16 protein-coding genes and 1 tRNA gene are annotated in these 20,714 nt (G+C 65.7%); 11 read left to right on the top strand and 6 right to left on the bottom strand.

The annotated features are described in order from the left end of the window. The first annotated feature begins 59 nt into the window (after positions 1-59). The 3 genes from AC1DS6_RS19150 to AC1DS6_RS19140 all read left to right on the top strand — a co-directional run bounded on the left by AC1DS6_RS19150 (position 60) and on the right by AC1DS6_RS19140 (position 3,385). Entirely contained in the window at positions 60-1,223 is a 1,164-nt protein-coding gene (locus AC1DS6_RS19150; protein WP_035874882.1) for an ATP phosphoribosyltransferase regulatory subunit, read from the top strand. 114 nt (positions 1,224-1,337) lie between these two features. Then, positions 1,338-2,678 (top strand): adenylosuccinate synthase, encoded by a 1,341-nt coding sequence (locus AC1DS6_RS19145; RefSeq protein WP_035874886.1) that lies wholly within the window; start codon positions 1,338-1,340, stop codon positions 2,676-2,678. A 143-nt stretch (positions 2,679-2,821) separates the two neighbouring features. After that, positions 2,822-3,385 carry a phosphoribosyltransferase gene (locus AC1DS6_RS19140; protein ID WP_477102925.1) on the top strand — a complete coding sequence of 188 codons (564 nt, stop codon included), beginning with the start codon at positions 2,822-2,824 and terminating at the stop codon, positions 3,383-3,385. An 87-nt stretch (positions 3,386-3,472) separates the two neighbouring features. On the opposite strand, the gene AC1DS6_RS19135 is transcribed toward AC1DS6_RS19140, so the two are convergent. From AC1DS6_RS19135 to AC1DS6_RS19125, 3 genes are all read right to left on the bottom strand, one after another. Beyond that, entirely contained in the window at positions 3,473-4,084 is a 612-nt protein-coding gene (locus AC1DS6_RS19135) for an NAD(P)-dependent oxidoreductase (RefSeq protein WP_477102924.1), read from the bottom strand. Positions 4,085-4,215: 131 nt separating this feature from the next. Next, positions 4,216-4,650 carry an Rrf2 family transcriptional regulator gene (locus AC1DS6_RS19130; protein WP_045239423.1) on the bottom strand — a complete coding sequence of 145 codons (435 nt, stop codon included), beginning with the start codon at positions 4,648-4,650 and terminating at the stop codon, positions 4,216-4,218. A 451-nt stretch (positions 4,651-5,101) separates the two neighbouring features. Then, positions 5,102-5,188 (bottom strand) — tRNA-Leu (locus AC1DS6_RS19125). Between the two features lie 70 nt (positions 5,189-5,258). Between AC1DS6_RS19125 and rnr the strand changes: the two genes are divergently transcribed. From rnr to AC1DS6_RS19110, 3 genes are all read left to right on the top strand, one after another. Then, positions 5,259-7,847, top strand: coding sequence for a ribonuclease R (gene rnr / locus AC1DS6_RS19120; protein WP_441632062.1), 2,589 nt, complete (start codon positions 5,259-5,261; stop codon positions 7,845-7,847). A 76-nt stretch (positions 7,848-7,923) separates the two neighbouring features. Next, entirely contained in the window at positions 7,924-8,667 is a 744-nt protein-coding gene (rlmB, locus tag AC1DS6_RS19115; RefSeq protein ID WP_035874924.1) for a 23S rRNA (guanosine(2251)-2'-O)-methyltransferase RlmB, read from the top strand. A 4-nt stretch (positions 8,668-8,671) separates the two neighbouring features. Next, positions 8,672-9,430 (top strand): SIR2 family NAD-dependent protein deacylase, encoded by a 759-nt coding sequence (locus AC1DS6_RS19110; RefSeq protein ID WP_477102934.1) that lies wholly within the window; start codon positions 8,672-8,674, stop codon positions 9,428-9,430. 175 nt (positions 9,431-9,605) lie between these two features. Here AC1DS6_RS19110 and tal read toward each other — a convergent pair whose 3' ends face one another. After that, complete coding sequence (tal, locus tag AC1DS6_RS19105; RefSeq protein ID WP_441637509.1) at positions 9,606-10,544, bottom strand: transaldolase; 939 nt, start codon at positions 10,542-10,544, stop codon at positions 9,606-9,608. Positions 10,545-10,719: 175 nt separating this feature from the next. Here tal and rpiA point away from each other — a divergent pair, with 175 nt between their 5' ends. Then, positions 10,720-11,406 carry a ribose-5-phosphate isomerase RpiA gene (gene rpiA / locus AC1DS6_RS19100; RefSeq protein ID WP_035874903.1) on the top strand — a complete coding sequence of 229 codons (687 nt, stop codon included), beginning with the start codon at positions 10,720-10,722 and terminating at the stop codon, positions 11,404-11,406. Positions 11,407-11,513: 107 nt separating this feature from the next. Here rpiA and AC1DS6_RS19095 read toward each other — a convergent pair whose 3' ends face one another. Together AC1DS6_RS19095 and argA are read right to left on the bottom strand one after the other, a co-directional pair. Next, positions 11,514-11,789, bottom strand: coding sequence for an oxidative damage protection protein (locus AC1DS6_RS19095; protein WP_035874906.1), 276 nt, complete (start codon positions 11,787-11,789; stop codon positions 11,514-11,516). A gap of 110 nt (positions 11,790-11,899) precedes the next feature. Beyond that, on the bottom strand, positions 11,900-13,336 hold the full coding sequence (gene argA, locus AC1DS6_RS19090; RefSeq protein WP_045239419.1) for an amino-acid N-acetyltransferase: 1,437 nt from the start codon (positions 13,334-13,336) through the stop codon (positions 11,900-11,902). Between the two features lie 23 nt (positions 13,337-13,359). Here argA and hrpA point away from each other — a divergent pair, with 23 nt between their 5' ends. The 4 genes from hrpA to AC1DS6_RS19070 all read left to right on the top strand — a co-directional run bounded on the left by hrpA (position 13,360) and on the right by AC1DS6_RS19070 (position 20,695). Next, positions 13,360-17,622 carry an ATP-dependent RNA helicase HrpA gene (hrpA, locus tag AC1DS6_RS19085; RefSeq protein WP_477102923.1) on the top strand — a complete coding sequence of 1,421 codons (4,263 nt, stop codon included), beginning with the start codon at positions 13,360-13,362 and terminating at the stop codon, positions 17,620-17,622. 195 nt (positions 17,623-17,817) lie between these two features. Continuing rightward, the gene (locus AC1DS6_RS19080; protein ID WP_441632212.1) at positions 17,818-18,744 is read left to right on the top strand and encodes a YVTN family beta-propeller repeat protein; all 927 of its coding nucleotides are present in this window, start codon (positions 17,818-17,820) and stop codon (positions 18,742-18,744) included. 110 nt (positions 18,745-18,854) lie between these two features. After that, positions 18,855-19,721: a polysaccharide deacetylase family protein gene (locus AC1DS6_RS19075; protein ID WP_441632143.1), complete on the top strand. Its 867-nt coding sequence runs from the start codon at positions 18,855-18,857 to the stop codon at positions 19,719-19,721. Further along, on the top strand, positions 19,721-20,695 hold the full coding sequence (locus AC1DS6_RS19070) for a sterol desaturase family protein (protein ID WP_441632145.1): 975 nt from the start codon (positions 19,721-19,723) through the stop codon (positions 20,693-20,695). Before AC1DS6_RS19075 ends, AC1DS6_RS19070 begins: the two co-directional genes overlap by 1 nt. The last annotated feature ends 19 nt before the right edge of the window (positions 20,696-20,714 follow it).

Genomic DNA, 20,714 nt, shown 5'->3' with positions numbered 1-20,714 from the left:
ACGTAATTCAACGGGTGGCCCAGGCCGCCCGGCAACTGTGTGAAGTGAAGAGATTTACCATGTCCAATCACTGGCTCCTGCCTGAAAACATCGCCGACGTGCTGCCGTCGGAGGCCCGCAAGATCGAGGAACTGCGCCGCCGCATGCTGGACCTGTTCCGCACCTACGGCTACGAACTGGTCATGCCGCCGATGCTGGAATACCTGGAATCGCTGCTCACCGGGACCGGGCACGACCTGGACCTGCGCACTCTCAAGCTGGTCGACCAGCTCTCCGGCCGCACCATGGGGCTGCGCGCCGACATCACGCCCCAGGTGGCCCGCATCGATGCCCACTTGCTGAACCGCTCCGGCGTGACCCGGCTTTGCTACGCCGGCAATGTGCTGCACGCCCGCCCGGCAGGTTTTCGTGCAACCCGCGAGCCGATCCAGGTCGGTGCGGAAATCTACGGCCATGCCGGCCTGGAAGCCGACGTAGAGATCCAGGCCCTGATGCTGGCTGCGCTGCAGGTGGCGGGACTGACGGAAATCCGCCTGGACCTGTGCCACGCGGGCATCCTGGAAGCGCTGCTGGACGGCCTGCCGTCGAGCCGGAAGATCGAGGACGCGCTGTTCGCAGCGCTGGAAACCAAGGACGTATCGGCGCTGCGCGAACTGACCGAAGGCATGCCGCAGGCCGAGCGCGACGCGCTGCTGGCCTTGCCGACGCTGTACGGTGGCGTGGAGGTGATCGAGCGCGCCCGTGCCACGTTGCCGGCAAGCCCGGCAATCGGCCGCGCGCTGGACGAACTGGCAGCCCTGGCCGCGGAAGTCCGCGGCGCGAGTGTCAATATCGATCTTTCCGACTTGCGCGGATATCACTACCACAGCGGTGTGATGTTTACGGCCTATGTGGCCGGCCTGCCCAATTACGTGGCGCGCGGGGGCCGCTATGACAAGGTGGGTGAAGCCTTCGGTCGCGCGCGGCCGGCGACCGGTTTTTCGCTCGATTTGCGCGAGGTTGCCTCGCTGTCGCCGCTGGAAGTGCGTGCTTTTGCCATCTTTGCGCCGTGGGATGCGGATCCCGCCCTGCGCACGGCGATCACGGCGCTGCGCGAGGCCGGCGAGATCGTGATCCAGTCCCTGCCGGGCCACACGCACCAGCTCGACGAGTTCAACTGCGACCGCCAACTGGTGCGCCAGGATGGCGCATGGACGGTGATTCCGCGCAGCGCCGGGACCTGAGCGCAAGCGCCAGGGCACGGAATTCCCCCGCGTTGCAGGCCGATCTCCCCAAAATCGGGGAGTTGACCTGCAACGAGAGTAAAATACGTTTTTAACCCACTGACCAAAATCAACATGTCCGCTTCTGCAGTAAGCCAGGGACGCAATGTCGTCGTGATCGGCACCCAATGGGGTGACGAAGGCAAAGGGAAAATCGTCGATTGGCTTACCGATCATGCAAAGGGCGTGGTGCGGTTCCAGGGCGGCCACAACGCTGGCCATACGCTCATCATCGGCGGCAAGAAGACCATCCTGCGCCTGATCCCTTCGGGCATCATGCGCGCCGGCACGATTTGCTACATCGGCAACGGTGTCGTGCTGTCGCCCGAGGCGCTCTTTCGTGAAATCGAGGAACTGGAAAGCGCCGGCCTGCAGGTGCAGAACCGCCTGCGCATTTCCGAAGCGACCACGCTGATCCTGCCGTATCACGTCGCCATCGACAAAGCCCGCGAGGCGCGCCGTGGCGCCGACAAGATCGGCACCACCGGCCGTGGTATCGGTCCGGCCTATGAGGACAAGGTTGCCCGCCGCGCGCTGCGCGTGCAGGACCTGTTCGATCCGAAGGCGTTCGCCGAGAAGCTGCGCGAGAACCTCGACCTGCATAACTTCATGCTGACCCAGTACCTGGGCGCCGAAGCAGTTGACTTCCAGACGACGCTGGACGAGATGCTGGCCTTCGCGCCGCGCCTGGCGCCGATGGTGGCCGACGTGTCAGCCGAGCTGTATGCGGTCAACGCTGCCGGCGACAACCTGATGTTCGAAGGCGCGCAGGGCACGCTGCTCGACGTCGACCACGGCACCTATCCGTTCGTCACCTCCAGCAATTGCGTGGCCGGTGCGGCCGCCGCTGGCGCCGGCGTTGGCCCGGGCCGCCTGAACTACATCCTGGGCATTACCAAGGCTTACTGCACCCGCGTGGGTTCGGGCCCGTTCCCCAGCGAGCTGTACGACAATGACAACCCCAAGCGTCAGGATCCGATCGGCGTGCGCCTGGCCAACGTCGGCAAGGAATTCGGCTCGGTCACCGGCCGTCCGCGCCGTACCGGCTGGCTCGATGCCGCCGCGCTCAAGCGTTCGGTGCAGATCAACGGGGTGTCGGGCCTGTGCATGACCAAGCTCGACGTGCTTGATGGCCTCGAAACCCTCAAGCTGTGCGTGGGTTACGAACTGGACGGCAAGACTATCGATATCCTGCCGCGTGGTTCGGATGCCGTGGCGCGCTGCGTACCGGTGTACGAGGAATTCCCCGGCTGGAACGAGTCCACCTTCGGCGTGAAGGCCTGGGATGCGCTGCCGGAACAGGCCCGCACCTACCTCAAGCGCATCGAGGAAGTAGTCGGTATCCCGATCGACATGATCTCGACCGGCCCGGACCGCGACGAAACCATCCTGCTGCGCCACCCGTACGTGGCCTGACGTTGTCTGTGCCCGAAAGGGCGCCGCGCGGCTGACGGGCCGCCGGTACAGGACGGCAAATGCACAAGAGCAAATCGGCCCGCGCAAGCGGGCCGAAACTTTATCGGTCGACAGACCTCAAGCCGAAGAGCCAAGAATAAATCATGACCCTGCCATCGAATGACGAAGAGAACCTGTGGGTCTCCTGGGACGAATACCACAGCCTGATCGCACGGCTGGCGCTGAACGTCCACGAGTCGGGCTGGAAGTTCGACAAGATTCTGTGCCTGGCGCGCGGCGGCCTGCGCGTGGGCGACCAGATGTCACGCATTTTCGACGTGCCTCTGGCCATTCTGGCCACCAGCAGCTATCGCGAAGCGGCTGGCACGCAGCAGGGCGATCTCGACATCGCGCAGTACATCACCATGACCCGGGGCGACCTCTCCGGCAAGATCCTGCTGGTCGATGACCTAGTCGATTCCGGCGTCACGCTGGAGCGCGTGGGCCGCCATTTGCAGGAGCGCTATCCTGCCGTGACGGAAGTCCGCTCGTCGGTGCTGTGGTACAAGGCGTGCTCGAAGGTCAAGCCGGATTACCACGTTGCCTTCCTGCCGACGAACCCCTGGATCCACCAGCCGTTCGAGGAGTATGACACGCTGCGCCCGCACAATCTTGCGGCCTGGCTCAAGCGCGGCAAGCATGCTGCTGGCAGCGGTAGCCAGGGCTGAAGCTGCGGACGGCCCCAGCCGCATGGCTGAAATGGCCGCGGCGGCAAAGCAGGGCGGCAGGCGGCGATCAGCCGCCTTTTTTTTCGCTTAGTAGGCCACCGTGTAGCGCTGGCGCGAGTGCGCCGGCTTTTCCACTTCGTCGATCATGGCAATGGCGTAGTCCTCCATCGAGATCCAGCTCTTGCCGCTGGCATCGGATAGCAGCGTTTCCTCACCGACCCGATAGGCACCAGTGCGGGTACCCGGCTCGAACAGCGCGGCGGGGGAGAGAAAGGTCCAGTCCAGTGTGGTCTCGGCACGCAAGGCGTTCAGGAAGTTGCGGCCTGCCAGTGCTTCCGCCTTGTAGGCCTCGGGGAACTGCGGCGTATCGACCAGTTGCACGCCGGGGGCCACATAGAGGCTGCCGGCTCCGCCTACTACCAGCAGACGCGGCACGGCCGCTGCCTTGGCCGCGCCAACAATCTGCGCGGCGCTGGTTTGCAGGAAACGCACGGTGCTGATCGCCACGTCATGGCCGGCGAGGGCACTGGCCAGGGCCTCGGTGTCGGCCACGTCGGCATTGCACGTGGCAAGTCCCTGCCGCGTGGGTAGTTTCTCTGCCTGGCGTGCAATGGCGGTGACGGTGTGGCCGCGGCGCAGCGCTTCGTCGATAAGGCGGGTGCCGACGCGGCCGGTAGCGCCAATGATTGCGATCTTCATGCTCAACTCCTTGCATGGTTGCTTGGTCAGGCTGCTTCACCAAAGGGTGAGGCCAGCATAGTCAAACCCGTGCCTGGCACGAGTTTCATATCGATATGAAACTATTACGGTTACATATCGGGATAAAAAAATCAGCGCACGCGGCGCTCCGCGGCACGCTCCACATCGGCGAGCATGCCGGCAATCGTGATTTCCGCCAGTGCGCCATCCATCGCGGCCTGCGCGCGGTCGGCGGCTCGCTTCAGCGCCCCGGAGATTTCCCGGCCCACCATGCAGGCCGGGTTGGGCACGCTGTGATGTGGGGCGATCAGCGTTGTCGACTCCACCGCGCGGAATACATCCAGCAGGGTGATCGACCCGGCCGCGCGGGCTAGCGAGGCCCCGCCGTTGCTGCCCATCATGGTACTTACCAGGCCGGCTTCCACCAGTTGACCAACCAGGCGGCGGATCAATGCGGGATTGGTGCCCACGCTGCCCGCGATCAGCGACGACGGCAGGGGGTCGGCCGCGCTGGCCAGCAGGGTCAGGATGTGGACAGCGACGGCGAATCGGCTACTGGTGGTCATGGCGGAAGAGGAAATATGAAACCATAATAGTTACAGATTGGATGACTCGTCAAGCGGCGACCGGGTTGCCGGGACGTCCCGGCAAAGCGCGCACTTGCAATAACTGTGTTGTTTGCGCCGGGAAACGTCAAAAAACACGACATTCAGGGGTCTGGATGGCGGAAGAATGCCGGGATCGCCACTGAAACTGATACACTCACCCGCAGCGCAGCAGTCGGCGCCGTCCGGGCCGCGCCCTGGCAGTTCGTGTGAGCGCCAGGCCGTGTGCGAGTGAATCCGCCTTAACAGGCGAGAATGGATTCCAGGCTCCGGAGCGGCCGCTGTTGCGGCTGTTTTTATCAAGTCGCGCAGTCGCGTCAATATCGAATCGGGAGTGCAAAGTTGCAAGATCAGACGCCGGAAAACAAAAAACCCGCAAGGCTCGAAAGCGCTGCGGGTTTTCCGTTTGATCTGGTGCCCAGGAGAGGACTCGAACCTCCACAGTGTTGCCACCGCTAGGACCTGAACCTAGTGCGTCTACCAATTTCGCCACCTGGGCGGGCGTCGAAACAACCGAAGCGCTCATTATAGCGACCGCAAAACGTTTGTCAAATTATTTCTAGAAAAAATTGAATCAGAATAACTATCCGATCCCTAGTCGGGAAGAAATCCTTGGCGTCCTGAGGACGTCCGGGTCGCCACTGTCGGCTGGCGATATCGCCAAGGCGCTCGCCGTCACGCGCAAGGAACACGACGGCTTCCAGAAACGCCTCGCCGCCATGGAGCGCGACGGGCAGATCGAACTCAACCGCAAGGGCCGCTACGAGCTGGCCCACCAGCCCAACTTCGTGGTCGGCCGGGTGCAAGGCCACCGCGACGGCTTCGGCTTCCTGATCCGCGATGATGGCGATGACGACATCTTCCTGCCGGAGCGCGAGCTGCAGAAGGCCATGCACAACGACCGCGCCCAGGTGCGCGTGATCGGCTACGACCGGCGCGGCCGGCCCGAAGGGCAGATCGTCGAGATCCTCGAGCGTGCCAACCGCTACGTGATCGGTCGCCTGTTGAGCGAGGGCGGCGTGCTGGTGGTGGCGCCCGAAGACAAGCGCATCAGCCAGGACATCCTGATCCCGCCCAAGGCCCAGGGCAAGGCGCAAGTCGGCCAGGTGGTCAGCGTGGAGATCATTGATTACCCCGATCGCTACGTCCAGCCGGTGGGCCGCGTGGTCGAAGTGCTGGGCGACTTTGACGATCCCGGCATGGAAATCGAGATCGCCGTGCGCAAGTACGGTGTGCCGCATGCCTTCTCGGACGCCTGCGCCAAGGAAGCCCTGGCGCTGCCCGACGAGGTGCGCGAAGCCGACCTGGAACACCGCATCGACCTGCGCGACGTGCCGCTGGTGACCATCGACGGCGAAGACGCGCGCGACTTCGACGATGCGGTCTACTGCGAGCCCGTCAAGATCGGCCGCGCCAAGGGCTGGCGCCTGGTGGTGGCGATTGCCGATGTGTCGCACTACGTGCGCCCGGGCACGCCGCTGGACGCCGATGCGCTGGACCGCGCCACCTCCGTGTATTTCCCGCGGCGCGTGATCCCGATGCTGCCGGAGAAGATCTCCAACGGGCTGTGCTCGCTTAACCCGCAAGTCGACCGTCTGTGCATGGTGTGCGACGCGGTGATTACCGCGAAGGGTGAGCTCAAGGGCTACCAGTTCTATCCCGCCGTGATGCATTCGGCGGCACGTCTGACCTATAACGAGGTCTGGTCGGTGCTGTCCAATACCAAGGGGCCGGAGGCGCACAAGCGTGCCGACCTGGTGCCGCACCTGCAGAACCTGTATGAGCTGTTCCAGGTCCTGCTGAAGGCGCGGCGCGAGCGTGGTGCGATCGACTTCGACACCACCGAGACGTATATCGTGTGCAATGCGCAGGGCAAGATCGAGCAGATCCTGCCACGTACCCGCAACGATGCCCACCGCCTGATCGAGGAATGCATGCTGACCGCCAACGTGTGCGCAGCCGATTTCCTCGAGCGCTTCAAGCATCCCGCGCTGTACCGGATCCACGCCGGCCCGAGCGAGGAAAAGCTGAAGAACCTGCGCGAGTTCCTGCGCTCGGCCGGCCTCTCGCTGGCTGGCGGCGACAAGCCGCAGGCGGCCGATTACGCCGAAGTGATGGACAAGATCAAGAGCCGTCCCGATGCGCCCATGCTGCAGACCATGCTGCTGCGCTCGATGCAGCAGGCGGTCTATAGCCCCGACAATATCGGCCACTTCGGCCTGGCTTATGAGGCCTACGCCCACTTCACCAGTCCGATCCGCCGCTACCCGGATTTGCTGGTGCACCGCGCGATCAAGGCCGTGCTGGCGCATACCAAGTACGTACCGGCATTTGCGCCGGGTACCGCGCTGAACACCGCGATCGCACCCAAGGCGCGCCGCCTGCAAGCCAAGGATGCCGCGGCCAAGGCAGAGCAGACCGCAGCGCGCGCCAAGCGCAATGAAGCCATCTGGGATGAGCTTGGCCTGCATTGCTCGGCCAATGAACGCCGCGCCGACGAAGCCTCGCGCGATGTGGAAGCCTGGCTCAAGTGTTACTTCATGCGTGACAAGCTCGGCAGCGAGTACTCGGGCACCGTCAGCTCCGTTACCTCGTTCGGCATCTTCGTGCAGCTCGATGAGCTCTATGTGGAAGGCCTGGTCCATGTCACCGAGCTGGGCAGCGATTACTTCCAGTACGACGAGGCGCGCAATGAACTGCGCGGCGAGCGTACCGGCATCCGCTACCGCCTGACCGACCGCGTACGCGTGCAGGTTTCGCGCGTGGATCTCGATGCCCGCAAGATCGATTTCCGCCTGGTGCAGGAGCCGTCGGCCAAGAACCTGCGCGCCCGCGTCCCGACCACCGAGGCCGCGCCCAGGGTGCCTGCCGCGCACGCCGTGCCCGCGCGCAAGAAAGGCCGCCAGCTGGCAGCCCTGCTGGGCGGCAGCTCCAAGCCGGAAGAGTCGTTCGACGAAACGCTGGATCGCGTGATCGAAGAGCAATCGGTGTTCGAGGCCGTCATGACGCCGGTCAAGCCGCATGTGGGGCAGGGCGCCAAGGCCGGCGGCAAACCGGCCAAGCGCGCCGCCAAGCCCAAGCCGCAGCACCTGGGCTCGACCCACAAGGCCGGTGCCAAGCCGGCCGGCAAGAGCAGCCGCGCGTCGCGCAAGCGCTGATGGCGGGTAGTTGCCGGGGCAGCGCCAAGCGGCCCCGGCAACTGGCCAAGCCATGGCGGGAATGTACAATCCCGCCATGGCTAAACAAAAACTCCTGATCGGCTTTCACGCCGTCACCGCGCGCCTGCGCCAGGACGCCGCCGGCGTCACCGATGTCTACGTAGAATCCGCGCGGCGTGACCGCCGCATGCAGGATTTCATCCGCCTTGCCGAAAGCCTTAACGTTCGCCTGCACCCGGTGGACGCCGAGCGCCTGCGCGGCATGGCCGGCACCGACCGTCACCAGGGCGTGGTCGCCCGCGCTGAAGACGTGGCGCTGGCCCTTAATCTCGACGAACTGCTGGACGGCATCGAGGGCACGCCCTTGCTGCTGGTGCTGGACGGCGTTACCGATCCGCACAACCTGGGCGCCTGCCTGCGCGTGGCCGACGGCGCCGGCGCGCATGCGGTGATCGCCCCCAAGGACCGCAGCGTGGGCCTGAATACCACGGTGGCCAAGGTGGCCAGCGGCGCGGCGGAAACCGTCCCCTACATCACTGTCACCAACCTGGCGCGCACCCTGCGCGAACTGCAGGAGCGCGGCATCTGGGTGATCGGCACCGCGGACGGCACGGAGAAGACGATCTACGACGTCGACCTCAAGGGCCCGATGGCTCTGGTTATGGGCGCCGAAGGCGAGGGCATGCGCCGCCTCACCCGCGAAACCTGCGACGAACTGGTCGGCATCCCGATGGCTGGTGGCGTGGAAAGCCTGAACGTCTCGGTAGCCAGTGGCGTGTGCCTCTATGAAGCGGTGCGCCAGCGCCGCCTGCCGCGCTGACGGCATGGCGGCGGACCTTGACGCGCAGGCACTGGAAGCCTCGCGCCGCCTGATCGCCGGGGCCGGCAATGTCATGGTGCTGACCGGAGCCGGCGTTTCCGCCGAGTCCGGCGTGCCCACGTTCCGCGATGCCATGACCGGCCTGTGGTCGCGATTCAATCCCGAGGAACTGGCGCAGGAAGATGCCTACCGGCGCCAGCCTGCGCTGGTGTGGGAGTGGTACCTGCACCGGCGCGAGCTGGTGGCGGCAACGCATCCGAACCCGGCGCATTTCGCCATCGCGGCACTCGCGGCACAAAAGGCTGTCACCCTCGTCACGCAGAACGTGGACGGCCTGCACCAGCGTGCCGGCAGCCCCGATGCGATCGAGTTGCATGGCAACCTGTTCGCCAACAAATGGCTGGACGGCTGCGGCCGTTGCGACCCGGCGACCGCCGCGCCCGGCATGCCGCCGCGTTGTGCCATCTGCGGCGCCATGATGCGTCCCGGCGTGGTGTGGTTTGGCGAGGAACTCCCGCGCGTGGCGCGCTATCGTGCAGAGCACGCGGCCGAGAATTGCGACCTTTGCCTGGTGGTGGGCACCTCGGGCCTGGTCTATCCGGCCGCCGGCATGCCCGGTGCCGCCAAGGATCATGGCGCCCACGTCATCGTGGTCAATCCCGAGCCGTCGGCGCTGGACCAGACCGCTGACACCGTGCTGCGGGGACCGGCCGGGGTAGTCTTGCCCTTGCTGTGGGACGGCGCTCCGGCGGCGCCGGCCTGAACCGCTTCGCCGCCTGATTCTCAAAATGCCGCAACCCATCGATACGGCAGCGAGAGCTGCGGGGGACGTGATCGTGGTGGCCGCCCGCATGCAGGATTTCGCCTTGTATCCAGGCCTGCATATCAACTGGTCAGTGCCGCCCGAGCGCCGACCAGCCGGCGTGGCGCCGCTACCCTCAAGCCGTAATCAACGCCTCCAGCTTCACCGCATCCGCGGCAAACGCGCGAATTCCCTCGGCCAGCTTCTCCGTCGCCATCGCATCCTCGTTGAGCTGCCAGCGGAAGGCGGCTTCATCGCACGCGATGCGGGCGATATTGCCGGCCTGCGCCTGGTCGACCGACAGCTTGCGCTCGACCGTCCCTGCGCTGCCGGCCAGCGTTTCCAGCAGGTCCGGGCTGATCGTCAGCAGATCGCATCCGGCCAGCGCCAGGATCTGCTCCGTGCTGCGGAAACTGGCGCCCATCACTTCGGTGGGGTAGCCGAACTTCTTGTAGTAGTCGTAGATCTGGCGCACCGAGCGCACGCCGGGATCGTTGTCGCCGGCGTTGGCGGCGGCATCCCATTTGTCGCCGGCCTGCTTCTTGTGCCAGTCCAGGATGCGGCCGACAAAGGGCGAGATCAGTTGCGCGCCGGCCTCGGCACAGGCGACGGCCTGCGCCAGCGAGAACAGCAGCGTCATGTTGCAGCGGATGCCTTCGCGCTGCAGTACTTCGGCGGCGCGGATGCCTTCCCAGGTGGAAGCGATCTTGATCAGCACCCGTTCGCGGGCGATACCGCGCTGCTCGTACAGCGAGATCAGGTGGCGCGCCTTGGCCACGGTGGCTTCGGTGTTGAAGGACAGGCGGGCGTCGACTTCCGTCGAGACGCGGCCCGGCACGATGGCCAGGATTTCGCAGCCGAAGGCGATCAGCAGGGCATCCATGACCGCGTCGGTGCCTTCATGGCTGCGCACGGCCTTTTCGAGCAGCGGGCGGTACTCGGTCTTCTGGACGGCTTTGAGAATCAGGGAGGGATTGGTGGTGGCGTCTTGCGGCGTGTACTGCTTCATCACCTGGAAATCGCCGGTGTCCGCCACCACGGTGGTGAACTGCTTGAGCTGATCGAGCTGGTTCATGGTCAGTGAGTTGCTTATAAAGGTTTGGTGATGGCGCGGGACCGAAGCGGCAGGTCCCGGACGCCGCGCTGATGCATGCCTCGGGGCATTGTACCGTCGGTACGCGCCAGCACCTGCGATGCCACGGCAATCCGGTACACTATGCGGTTTCCCCCAAAGCAGACGGGCTGTTGTCATGACACAGGATGAACTCAAGGCGCTGGTGGCGCAAGCCGCGGCCGACTATGTCAAGGAGGTAGTGCCGGCGGGTGCGGTGCTGGGCGTGGGCACGGGCTCCACCGCCAACCTTTTTATCGATGCGGTAGCGGCGTTCAAGGAACGGTTCGCTGGCGCGGTTTCCAGCTCCGAGGCTTCCACTCGCCGCTTGCAACAGCACGGCTTCAAGGTGCTGGACCTGAACGAGGTCGACGAGATCCCGGTATATGTGGACGGCGCCGACGAGATCGACGCGAGCGGCGCCATGATCAAGGGCGGCGGCGGCGCGCTGACGCGCGAAAAGATCGTGGCCTCGGTGGCGCAGCGTTTTGTCTGCATCGCCGATGGCAGCAAGCTGGTGAATGTGATGGGCGCATTCCCGCTGCCGGTGGAAGTGATTCCGATGGCACGTGCCGCGGTGGCGCGCAAGCTTGCCACGTTTGGCGGCCAGCCCCGCCTGCGGATGACCAAGGAGGGCGGCATCTACAAGACCGACAACGGCAATGTGATCCTGGACGTCGCAGGCCTGAAGATCACCGATCCGAAGGCGCTGGAAGCGGCCATCGATCATGTGCCCGGCGTGGTCACAGTGGGACTCTTTGCCTTGCGCGGCGCCGACGTGTTGCTGCTTGGCACGCCCGATGGCGTGGCGCGCAGCGATTATTGACCATTGACCGGCCCCGCCGACGGGCCGCCAGCGCATGAAAAAAGGGTGCCGCGAATGGCACCCTTTTTTCTTCCCACCCGGAGGCGCAAGGCCGCGGGCAGGGGAAATCACGCTTGCGGCGGCGGGACGTAGCCCTGTGCCTGGTCGGCGCCTTCGCCGAAGAAGTACTTCTCCGTCTGCTTGAGCAGGTACTGGCGTGCCCGGGCATCGGCCATATTGAGGCGGTTCTCGTTGATCAACATGGTCTGGTGCTTGAGCCAGCCGGCCCAGGCTTCCTTGGACACGCTTTGCCAGATCTTCTTGCCGAGTTCGCCCGGCAGCGGCGGCAGGTCGAGCCCTTCGGCTTCCTTGTTGAGCTTGACGCATTGAACCATGCGGGCCATGGGAACTCCTTGTTATCGTGTGATGTAGCCGGCGCGGCGAGGGAGCCGGCCGTTGCGGTGCCGCTATTGTAACGAAGCGGAGGCCAGCCTTCAGGCTACCCCCACCGCCATCACAGTTTCTTCATCAGCACCATGGACTTGCGCTGCCAGTTGTACAGCTTGCGCTTGTCTTCCGGCAGGTCGTCCACGTTGGCGTGGACAAAGCCGCGTTTGAGGAACCAGTGTTCCGTGCGCGTGGTGAGCACGAACAGGCGGTCTAGGCCGAGACTGCGCGCGCGGCGCTCGATGCGTTTGAGCAGGCGTTCGCCGTCGCCGGTGCCCTGCGCTTCGGAGGACACCGTCAGGCAGGCCATCTCGGCCATGCCCTCGCGCGGGTAAGGGTAGACCGCCGCGCAGCCGAACAGCACGCCGTCGTGCTCGATGACCGAGAAGTTGGCGATGTCGCGCTCGATCAGGTGACGCCCGCGCGGCACCAGCGTGCCGTCCTGCTCCAGCGGCGCGATCAGCTGCAGGATGCCGCCGACGTCGTCCAGCGTGGCTTCGCGCAGGCTTTCCAGGTCGGTGTCGGAGATCATGGTGCCGACGCCGTCGTGCAGGAACAGTTCCAGCAGCACCGAGCCGTCCAGGTGGAAGGGGATCAGGTGGGCGCGCGGCACTCCGCCCTTGAGCGCCTTGACCAGGTGTTCGAGGTAATAAGCGACGTCGGGCGGCAGGTGGTTGTTCTGCAGCCGCTCGATGGCGGTGCGCAGCGACATTTCCGGCATCAGCTTGCCGACCGCGTCCTGCACGCCGGGCACCTCGGTGATAAAGACCAGCTTGTCAGCCTTCAGCGCGATGGCGGTGGCGCTGGCCACGTCTTCCATCGACAAGTTGAAGGCCTGGCCGGTCGGCGAGAAGCCAAGTGGCGAAAGCAGCACGATCTTGCCGTGCGACAGCGACATGCGCACCGACTCCCCGTCGATCTTGCGCACCAGGCCGGTATGCTGGTAGTCCACGCCGTCGACAATGCCCAGCGGGCGCGCGGTAACGAAATTGCCCGAGATCACCGACAGCTGGGCGCCCGCCATGGGCGTATTGGGCAGGCCCTGGCTGAAGGCGGCCTCGATGTCCAGGCGCAGTTCGCCGGCGGCTTCCTTGGCGCATTCGAGCGCGGCGTTGTCGGTGATGCGCACGCCGTCGGTGAATTGCGACTCGACGTGGCGCAGCGCGAGCTGTTCTTCCACCTGCGGGCGCGAACCGTGTACCAGCACGATCTGCATGCCCATGGCGTGCAACAGCGCCACGTCGTTGACCAGCGCATTGAGGATGTTGGCCTTGACCAGTTCGCCGCCGAAGGCGATCACGAAGGTCTTGCCGCGGAAGGCGTGGATATAGGGCGCGACCGCTCGTAGCCAGTCGACGAACTGCTGGTGGTCGGGGCCGCCGCGCTCGACCGGGTCGGCGCAGACAGCAGGCGCGGGTGGCGCGGAAGGGTCCGTGACGGGCAGGGGCTCGTCCTTTTCGGACGGCGCGGGCGCGTCGGCTAGCGTGTCGGTTCTTGCATTCATGCCGCGGATTATAATCCCGGCCAATGTCAGCACAACGCCCCGCCAAACCTTTGTCGCCGGATCGGAAAACCGATGCCGGCCAGCCGGCGCCCAAGGTCGCCCCGTCTCCCGCCCAGCCCGCTAATCAGCCCGCCGCCAGGCAGGCCCGCGCGCCTGCCGTCGCCGCTGCGCCGGTAGCCGGCGAGCGCCAGGAAGGGCGCCGCGAGCAGCGCCCGTCCGGACGGCAGGAGGGGCGCCATCCACCCCAGCCGGCAGGCGGCTCCCCGGCCCAAGCCGGCGCACCCGCCGAACGCCCGCCAGGACAGCCGCGCCAGGACAGGCCCGCCCGTCCGCGTCCCACGAATGGCACGGCCACGCCGCCACGCCCGCCACGGGAAGGCCGCGAGGCCGGCCCGCGCCGCGCCGCGCCGCCCGGAAGCCAGGAGCGTCAGGACAGGGCAGAGCGCCAGGAACGTGCGCCGGGTGAAGCGCGCCGTCCGGTTCGCCAGGCCAATCCGTTGCCGCCCATCAGCTTCCCCGAGGCGCTGCCGGTATCGGCCCGCCGCGAGGAAATCGCGCAAGCGCTGCTGGCCAACCAGGTGGTGATCGTTTCCGGCGAGACCGGCTCCGGCAAGACTACCCAGTTGCCCAAGATCTGCCTGTCGATCGGGCGCGGCCCGGGCGCGGATGGCGGCGGTGGCCTGATCGGCCATACCCAGCCGCGCCGGATCGCGGCCACCTCCACGGCCAAGCGGATCGCGCAGGAGATCGGCACGCCGCTGGGCGAGCATGTGGGCTACCAGGTGCGCTTCAACGACACCATGTCGCCCGGTGCCTCGGTCAAGCTGATGACCGACGGTATCCTGCTGGCCGAGACGCAGACCGATCCGCTGCTGCGGGCCTACGACACCATCATCATCGACGAGGCGCATGAACGCAGCCTCAATATCGATTTCCTGATCGGCTACCTGAAGGAGATCCTGCCGAAGCGGCCTGACCTGAAGCTGATCATCACGTCCGCGACCATCGACGCCAACCGCTTTGCCGAGCATTTCGCACAAGGTGGCAAGCCCGCGCCGGTGATCGAGGTCAGCGGGCGCCTGTATCCGGTTGAGATCCGCTACCGGCCGATCGAGAAGGACAAGCCCGCGCCGGGCGAGGCTGCGCCCAGATCGGCGCAAACGAAGGATCGCGACCTCTTCGACGGCATCGTCGAGGCCGTGGACGAGCTATGCCGTCTCGGGCCGGGCGACGTGCTGGTATTCCTGCCCGGCGAGCGCGAGATCCGCGAGGCGGCGGAAGCGCTGCGCAAGCACCATCCGCCGCATACCGAGATCCTGCCGCTGTTCGCGCGGCTGTCGGTGCAGGAGCAGGAACGCGTGTTCCGGCCCTCCAATGCCCGCCGCATCGTACTGGCGACCAATGTGGCCGAAACCTCGCTGACGGTGCCAGGCATCCGTTATGTGGTCGATACCGGGATGGCGCGAGTCAAACGCTATTCCTACCGCAACAAGGTCGAGCAGTTGCAGATCGAGGCGATTTCGCAGGCTGCGGCCAACCAGCGGGCCGGGCGTTGCGGCCGGGTGGCCGACGGCGTGTGCATCCGGCTGTACGAGGAGGCCGATTTCATCGGCCGCGCACGCTTTACCGATCCGGAAATCCTGCGCTCCTCGCTGGCCGCGGTCATCCTGCGCATGAAGGCGCTGAAGCTGACCGCGATCGAGACCTTCCCCTTTATCGAGCCGCCGCTGGGCCGCGCCATTGCCGACGGCTACCAGTTGCTTCAGGAACTGGGTGCCGTGGAAAGCGTGGGTGACGACGCCAACGCTTTGACCCAGACCGGGCGCCAGCTGGCGCGCCTGCCGCTCGACCCGCGGGTGGCCCGCATGACCCTGGCCGCGCGCGAGCACCATTGCCTGCGCGAGGTGCTGATCATCGCCAGCGCGCTGTCGGTGCAGGACCCGCGCGACCGCCCGCAGGAGGCGCAGGAAGCGGCCGACCAGGCGCACCGCAAGTTCATGGACGAGAAGTCCGAGTTTCTGGGCTGGGTCAAGCTGTGGAAATGGTTCGAGGAGGCGGTGGCGCACAAGAAGACCAACCGCCAGTTGCAGGACCAGTGCCGCGCCAATTTCCTGTCGCATGTGCGCCTGCGCGAATGGCGCGACGTGCATTCGCAGTTGCTGACCACCGTGACGGAGCAGGGCTGGCGCCTCAACGAAAGCGAGCCCACCTATGAACAAGTGCACAAGGCGCTGCTCACCGGCTTGCTGGGCAATGTGGGCTGCAAGCTGGAAGACGCCGACGGCCGCGGGCGCGAGTACCTGGGCGCGCGCGGCATCAAGTTCCACCTGTGGCCCGGCTCGCTGATCGCGCGCAAGGTAGGCCGCTGGGTCATTGGCGCCGAGCTGATCGAGACCAGCCGGCTGTTCGCTCGCACGCTGGCCAGGATCGAGCCGGAATGGCTGGAACAGGTGGGCCGCCATTTGCTCCGCGTGAGCTGGAGCGATCCGCACTGGGAGAAAAAATCCGGCCAGGTGATGGCGATGGAGCGCGCCACGCTGTACGGGTTGGTGGTCTACCAGCACCGGCGCGTGCACTACGGCCCGATGAACCCGCAGGAAGCACGCGAGCTGTTTATCCGCCGCGGGCTGGTGGAGGGCGAGTTCGACACCAAGCTGCCGTTTTTCGCGCATAACCAGCGGCTGACACGCGAGATCGAGAATCTGGAACACAAGTCGCGCCGCCAGGACGTGCTGGTGGACGATGAACTGATTTTTGCGTTCTACGACCGTCTGATCCCCGCGGAGATCCATCAGCAGGCCACGTTCGAGCAGTGGTACCAGAGCGAAAGCGCGCGCGACCGCAAGCTGCTTTACCTGAACCGCGAAGAGCTGATGCGCCACGAGGCTGCCGGCATCACCACGGACCTGTTCCCCAAGGTCATGCCGGTGGCCGGCGTCGATATGTCGCTGACCTATCATTTCGAACCTGGCAGCCATCGCGACGGCGTGACGCTGACCGTGCCGCTGTACGCGCTCAACCAGGTGCGCCCGGAGCGGGCCGACTGGCTGGTGCCGGGCATGGTCAAGGAGAAGGTCCACCTGCTGCTCAAGTCGCTGCCGCAGAAGCTGCGGCGCCATTGCGTGCCGCTGCCGGATTACGCGGCGGGCTTTGTCGATCGCAATCCCTTTGGCGAAGGCGAACTGCTCGACGTGCTGATCGCCGACATCCGCGAGCAGACCGGCACCATGGTCAAGCGCGCGGACTTCAAGCTGGAAACCCTGCCCGCTCACCACGCGATGAATTTCAAGGTGGTGGACGAGCACGGCAGGCAGCTGGACATGGGCCGTAACCTGGCGCAGCTGCGCGCCGAGTTCGGCGGGCAGGCGCAGCAGTCGTTCCAGAACATCGCGGCGCGCGATGTGCCGGCGGCCGAGGCCGGGCAGTACGAAAACCTGACCAGCTGGTCGTTCGGCGAACTGCCGGAGCTGCTGGAGATCCGCAAGGGCAACCAGACGCTGTATGGCTACCCGGCGCTGGTTGACCACACCACCTATTGCGAAGTGGAGGTGTTCGACGATCCGCAGGAGGCGGTGCGCATCCACCACGCCGGGCTGCGCCGCCTGTTCGCGCTGCAATTGCGCGAGCAGGTGAAGTTCCTGGAGAAGAACATCCCCGGCCTGCAGCAGATGGCGATGCAGTACATGACGCTGGGCACGCAGGAAATGCTGCGCGACCAGATCGTGATGCTGGCGCTGGAGCGGGCCTGCCTGCAGGCGCCGCTGCCGCGCAACGAGGCCGAGTTCGCCGCGCGTAAGGAGGAAGGGCGCTCGCGCCTGAACCTGCTCGCGCAGGAAATCGCCCGGCTGGTTGGGGCGGTGCTGGCCGAATACGCGACGCTGCCGCGCAAGCTGATCCAGGCCAAGCCGTTTGCCGCTGCGCATGCCGATATGCAGGCGCAGCTGACGCGGCTGATGGGCAAGAACTTCGTGGCCGATACGCCTTACCAGCAGCTGGTGCATTTCCCGCGCTACCTGAAGGGCATCGCCATGCGCATCGACAAGATCAAGGGCGATCCGGCGCGCGATACGCAGCGCCTGCAGGAAATCACGCCGCTGTTGCAGCAATGGCAGCGCGCCGAGACGCAATTGCGGCAGCAGGGCAGGGGTGTGGAAGACGCCCGGCTGGACGAGTTCCGCTGGATGCTGGAAGAGCTGCGGATCGCGCTCTTCGCGCAGGAATTGCGCACGCCGGTGCCGATGTCGGTGAAGCGGCTGCAAAAGGTGTGGGAGGCCATGCAGCGCTGAAGACCGGGCGCGTCGCCCCGCCCGGGCACTGGTCCGGGCGGAGATTGTGACCAAATGTTAGTTTGTTGCGCTAGGTCATCGGATCACAGTCCGAAAACGTTAGAATGATCGATTAAGTCATTGTTTAACGGTCTTATGCTCGCATTGCGTCGTGTAGTTTCCGGGTTTGCCGCCATCGGCACCCTGGCCCTGGGGATGGTAGCGGCGCCGGCGTTGGCGGAAGTCGTGGTGGTGCTCAATTCGGGTGATGCCACGGTCACGCTGATTGACAAGGACACCCAGAAGGTGCTGGAGACGTTCCCGATCGGGAAGGAGCCGCACCACCTGATCGCCACCCCTGACGACAAGTCGCTGATTGTCGCCAATGCGGTGGGCAACGACCTGGTCTTCCTTGATCCGGTTACCGGCAAGGTCCAGCAGCGCGTTGCCAATATCGACGATCCCTACCAGATCGGCTTCTCGCCCGACCAGAAATGGTTCCTGGCTACCGGCAACCGGCTGGATCGGGTTGATATCTACCGTTGGGACGGCAAGGCGCTGAAGATCGCCAAGCAGTTGCCGCTGGCCAAGACCCCCAGCCATATCGCCTTCACCGACGATAGCCGCATCGCCTTTGTCACGTTGCAGGACTCCAACGAGGTGGTCGCCATCGACCTGCCCACGCAGACCGTGATGTGGCGCATGGATGCCGGTTCCGCACCCGCGGGCGTATGGGTCACGCCGGACCAGAAATACCTGTTGGTAGGCATGACCGGCGCCGACTACGTGGCCGTGATCGACTGGCGTACCCGCACGATGGTCAAGCAGATCCAGACCGGCAAGGGCGCGCACAACTTCCGCGCGGTGGGCGACAAGCGCCATCTGTTCCTGTCCAACCGGGTTTCCGGCACCATCAGCATCATCGACCAGCAGACCCTGACCAAGGTCGGCGACATCACCGGCCTGCCGGCCGGCCCCGACGACATGGAGCTGACGGCCGACGGCAAGACCCTGTGGGTGAGTTTCCGCTGGGCGCGCTCGGTGGGCCTGATCGACGTGGCCAGTCGCAAGCTGGTCAAGACCATCCGCGTGGGCCGTTCGCCCCACGGTATTTATTTCCGTACCCGCGCACCGCTTTATTGAGGGATGGCGGGTAGCCGCGCCACGGGCGGGAACGCCGCGGCCGGCACGGTATCGAAACTAGTATGGCCGCTGCCACTCCAACGCAGTCACAGGAAATCAGGACAGGCATCATGAGCAAGATTTCGCAGCCCTGGCTGCCCGGCGCCCTGGTCCGCGCGGTGGCTGCGGGGCTTGCCGCCACCGGGCTGGCGCTGGCCGCCTCGCCGGCCGGCTCGGCCGAAGCCGGGCAGACCGCGCCACCGGCCTGCCGCGCCGGCACGCTCTACCTGACCTTCGACACCGGCAGCATGAGCCAGGCGGCGCTGATTGCCGACACGCTGCGCCGCCACCATATCAAGGCCACCTTCTTCCTCGCCAACGAGCCTACGATCAACAAGGACAGCTCGCTCGATCCGGGCTGGGCCGCATACTGGAAGACCCTGGCGGCCGATGGCCATGTCTTTGGCAGCCATACCTTCGATCACGTCTACCTGCGCGGCGTGCGCGACGGCAAGGTGAAGATGCGCCCGCAGTTCGGCGCGCATGCGGGGCAGGATGTGGTCATGGACCAGCAGAGCTTCTGCAGCGAACTCAACCGCAGCGCGCAGGCGCTGCGCAGCCTTGCCGGGACCGCCATGTCGCCGCTGTGGCGCGCGCCGGGCGGCCATACCGCACCGCAGACCCTGCAATGGGCCGAGCAGTGCGGTTTCAAGCATGTGGGCTGGGCGCCGGCGGGCTTCCTCGGGGACGAGCTATCTTCCGAGCGTTTTTCCAACCAGGCATTACTGGCGCGCGCGCTGCGCGACCTGCGCGATGGCGACATCGCCATGGCCCATCTTGGCATCTGGTCGCGCAAGGATCCGTGGGCGCCCGGCGTGCTGGAGCCGCTGATCAGCGGCCTGGAGCAGAAGGGCTTCTGCTTTGCGACGCTGCGCGACCATCCGGCCTATCGTGACTGGATACGCGGCCAGGCCGCCACCATGGCCGGGAGACGCTGATGCTCGATGCGCTCAATGCCTGGGTAGGCCAGATCGAGGCCACGCTGTTCCAGGATGTGATCCTGCCCGTGGTCTACCAACTCGGCTTCGGCGGTTATGCCGAGGACGCCTTCACCGGCACCGAATGGCTGCTTGTGGGGCTGGTGCAGATCGCAGTGATGGTGCTGATTCTCGGGCCGCTGGAAAAGCTGCGCCCGGTCGAGGCCGTCACGGATCGCGCAGCGATCCGCACGGATATCCTCTATACCGTGGTGCATCGCCTTGGCCTGTTCCGGCTCGCCATGTTCTTCCTGCTCGGGCCGCTGATGGACGGGTTGGAAGGACATCTGCGGCTGCTTGGCTGGCAGCGCGTGAATGTGGAAGACTGGTGGCCGGCGGTGACCTCGATCCCGCTGGTCAGCTTCTTCATTTACCTGCTGCTGTTCGACCTGCTCGACTACTGGTACCACCGGCTCTCGCATACCTACCGGTGGTGGTGGAGCCTGCATGCCGTGCATCACAGCCAGCGCCAGATGACGCTGTGGAGCGACAACCGCAACCACCTGCTCGACGACATGCTGCGCGACGTGGTGTTCGCCGTGGCCGCGCTGGCGGTGGGCGTCGAGCCATCGCAGTACGTGCTGCTGGTGGCGCTGTCGCAACTGCTGCAAAGTTTGCAGCATGCCAACCTGCGCCTGCACTTTGGCCCCCTGGGCGAGCGGTTGCTGGTCTCGCCGCGCTTTCACCGCATGCATCATGCGGTGGGTCTCGGGCACGAGGCAATCGGCCGGCCCACCCGGCTGGGCGGATGCAACTACGGCGTGATCTTCCCCTGGTGGGACATGCTGTTTCGCACCGCCGTATTCACCGACGCCTATTACCCCACCGGCATCCGCGACCAGATGCCGCCGCCGGCAGGCAAGGGACGCAACTACGGCACCGGTTTGCTGTCCCAGCAGTGGTACGGCATCAAGCGCCTGCTGCGGCGCGGCTGACGCGCCTGGCCGCCTGAGC

Source organism: Cupriavidus sp. 05L310 (assembly GCF_056398185.1).
Note: the sequence above shows the minus strand (reverse complement) of the source record. Positions and strands in the feature narration are given on the sequence as shown.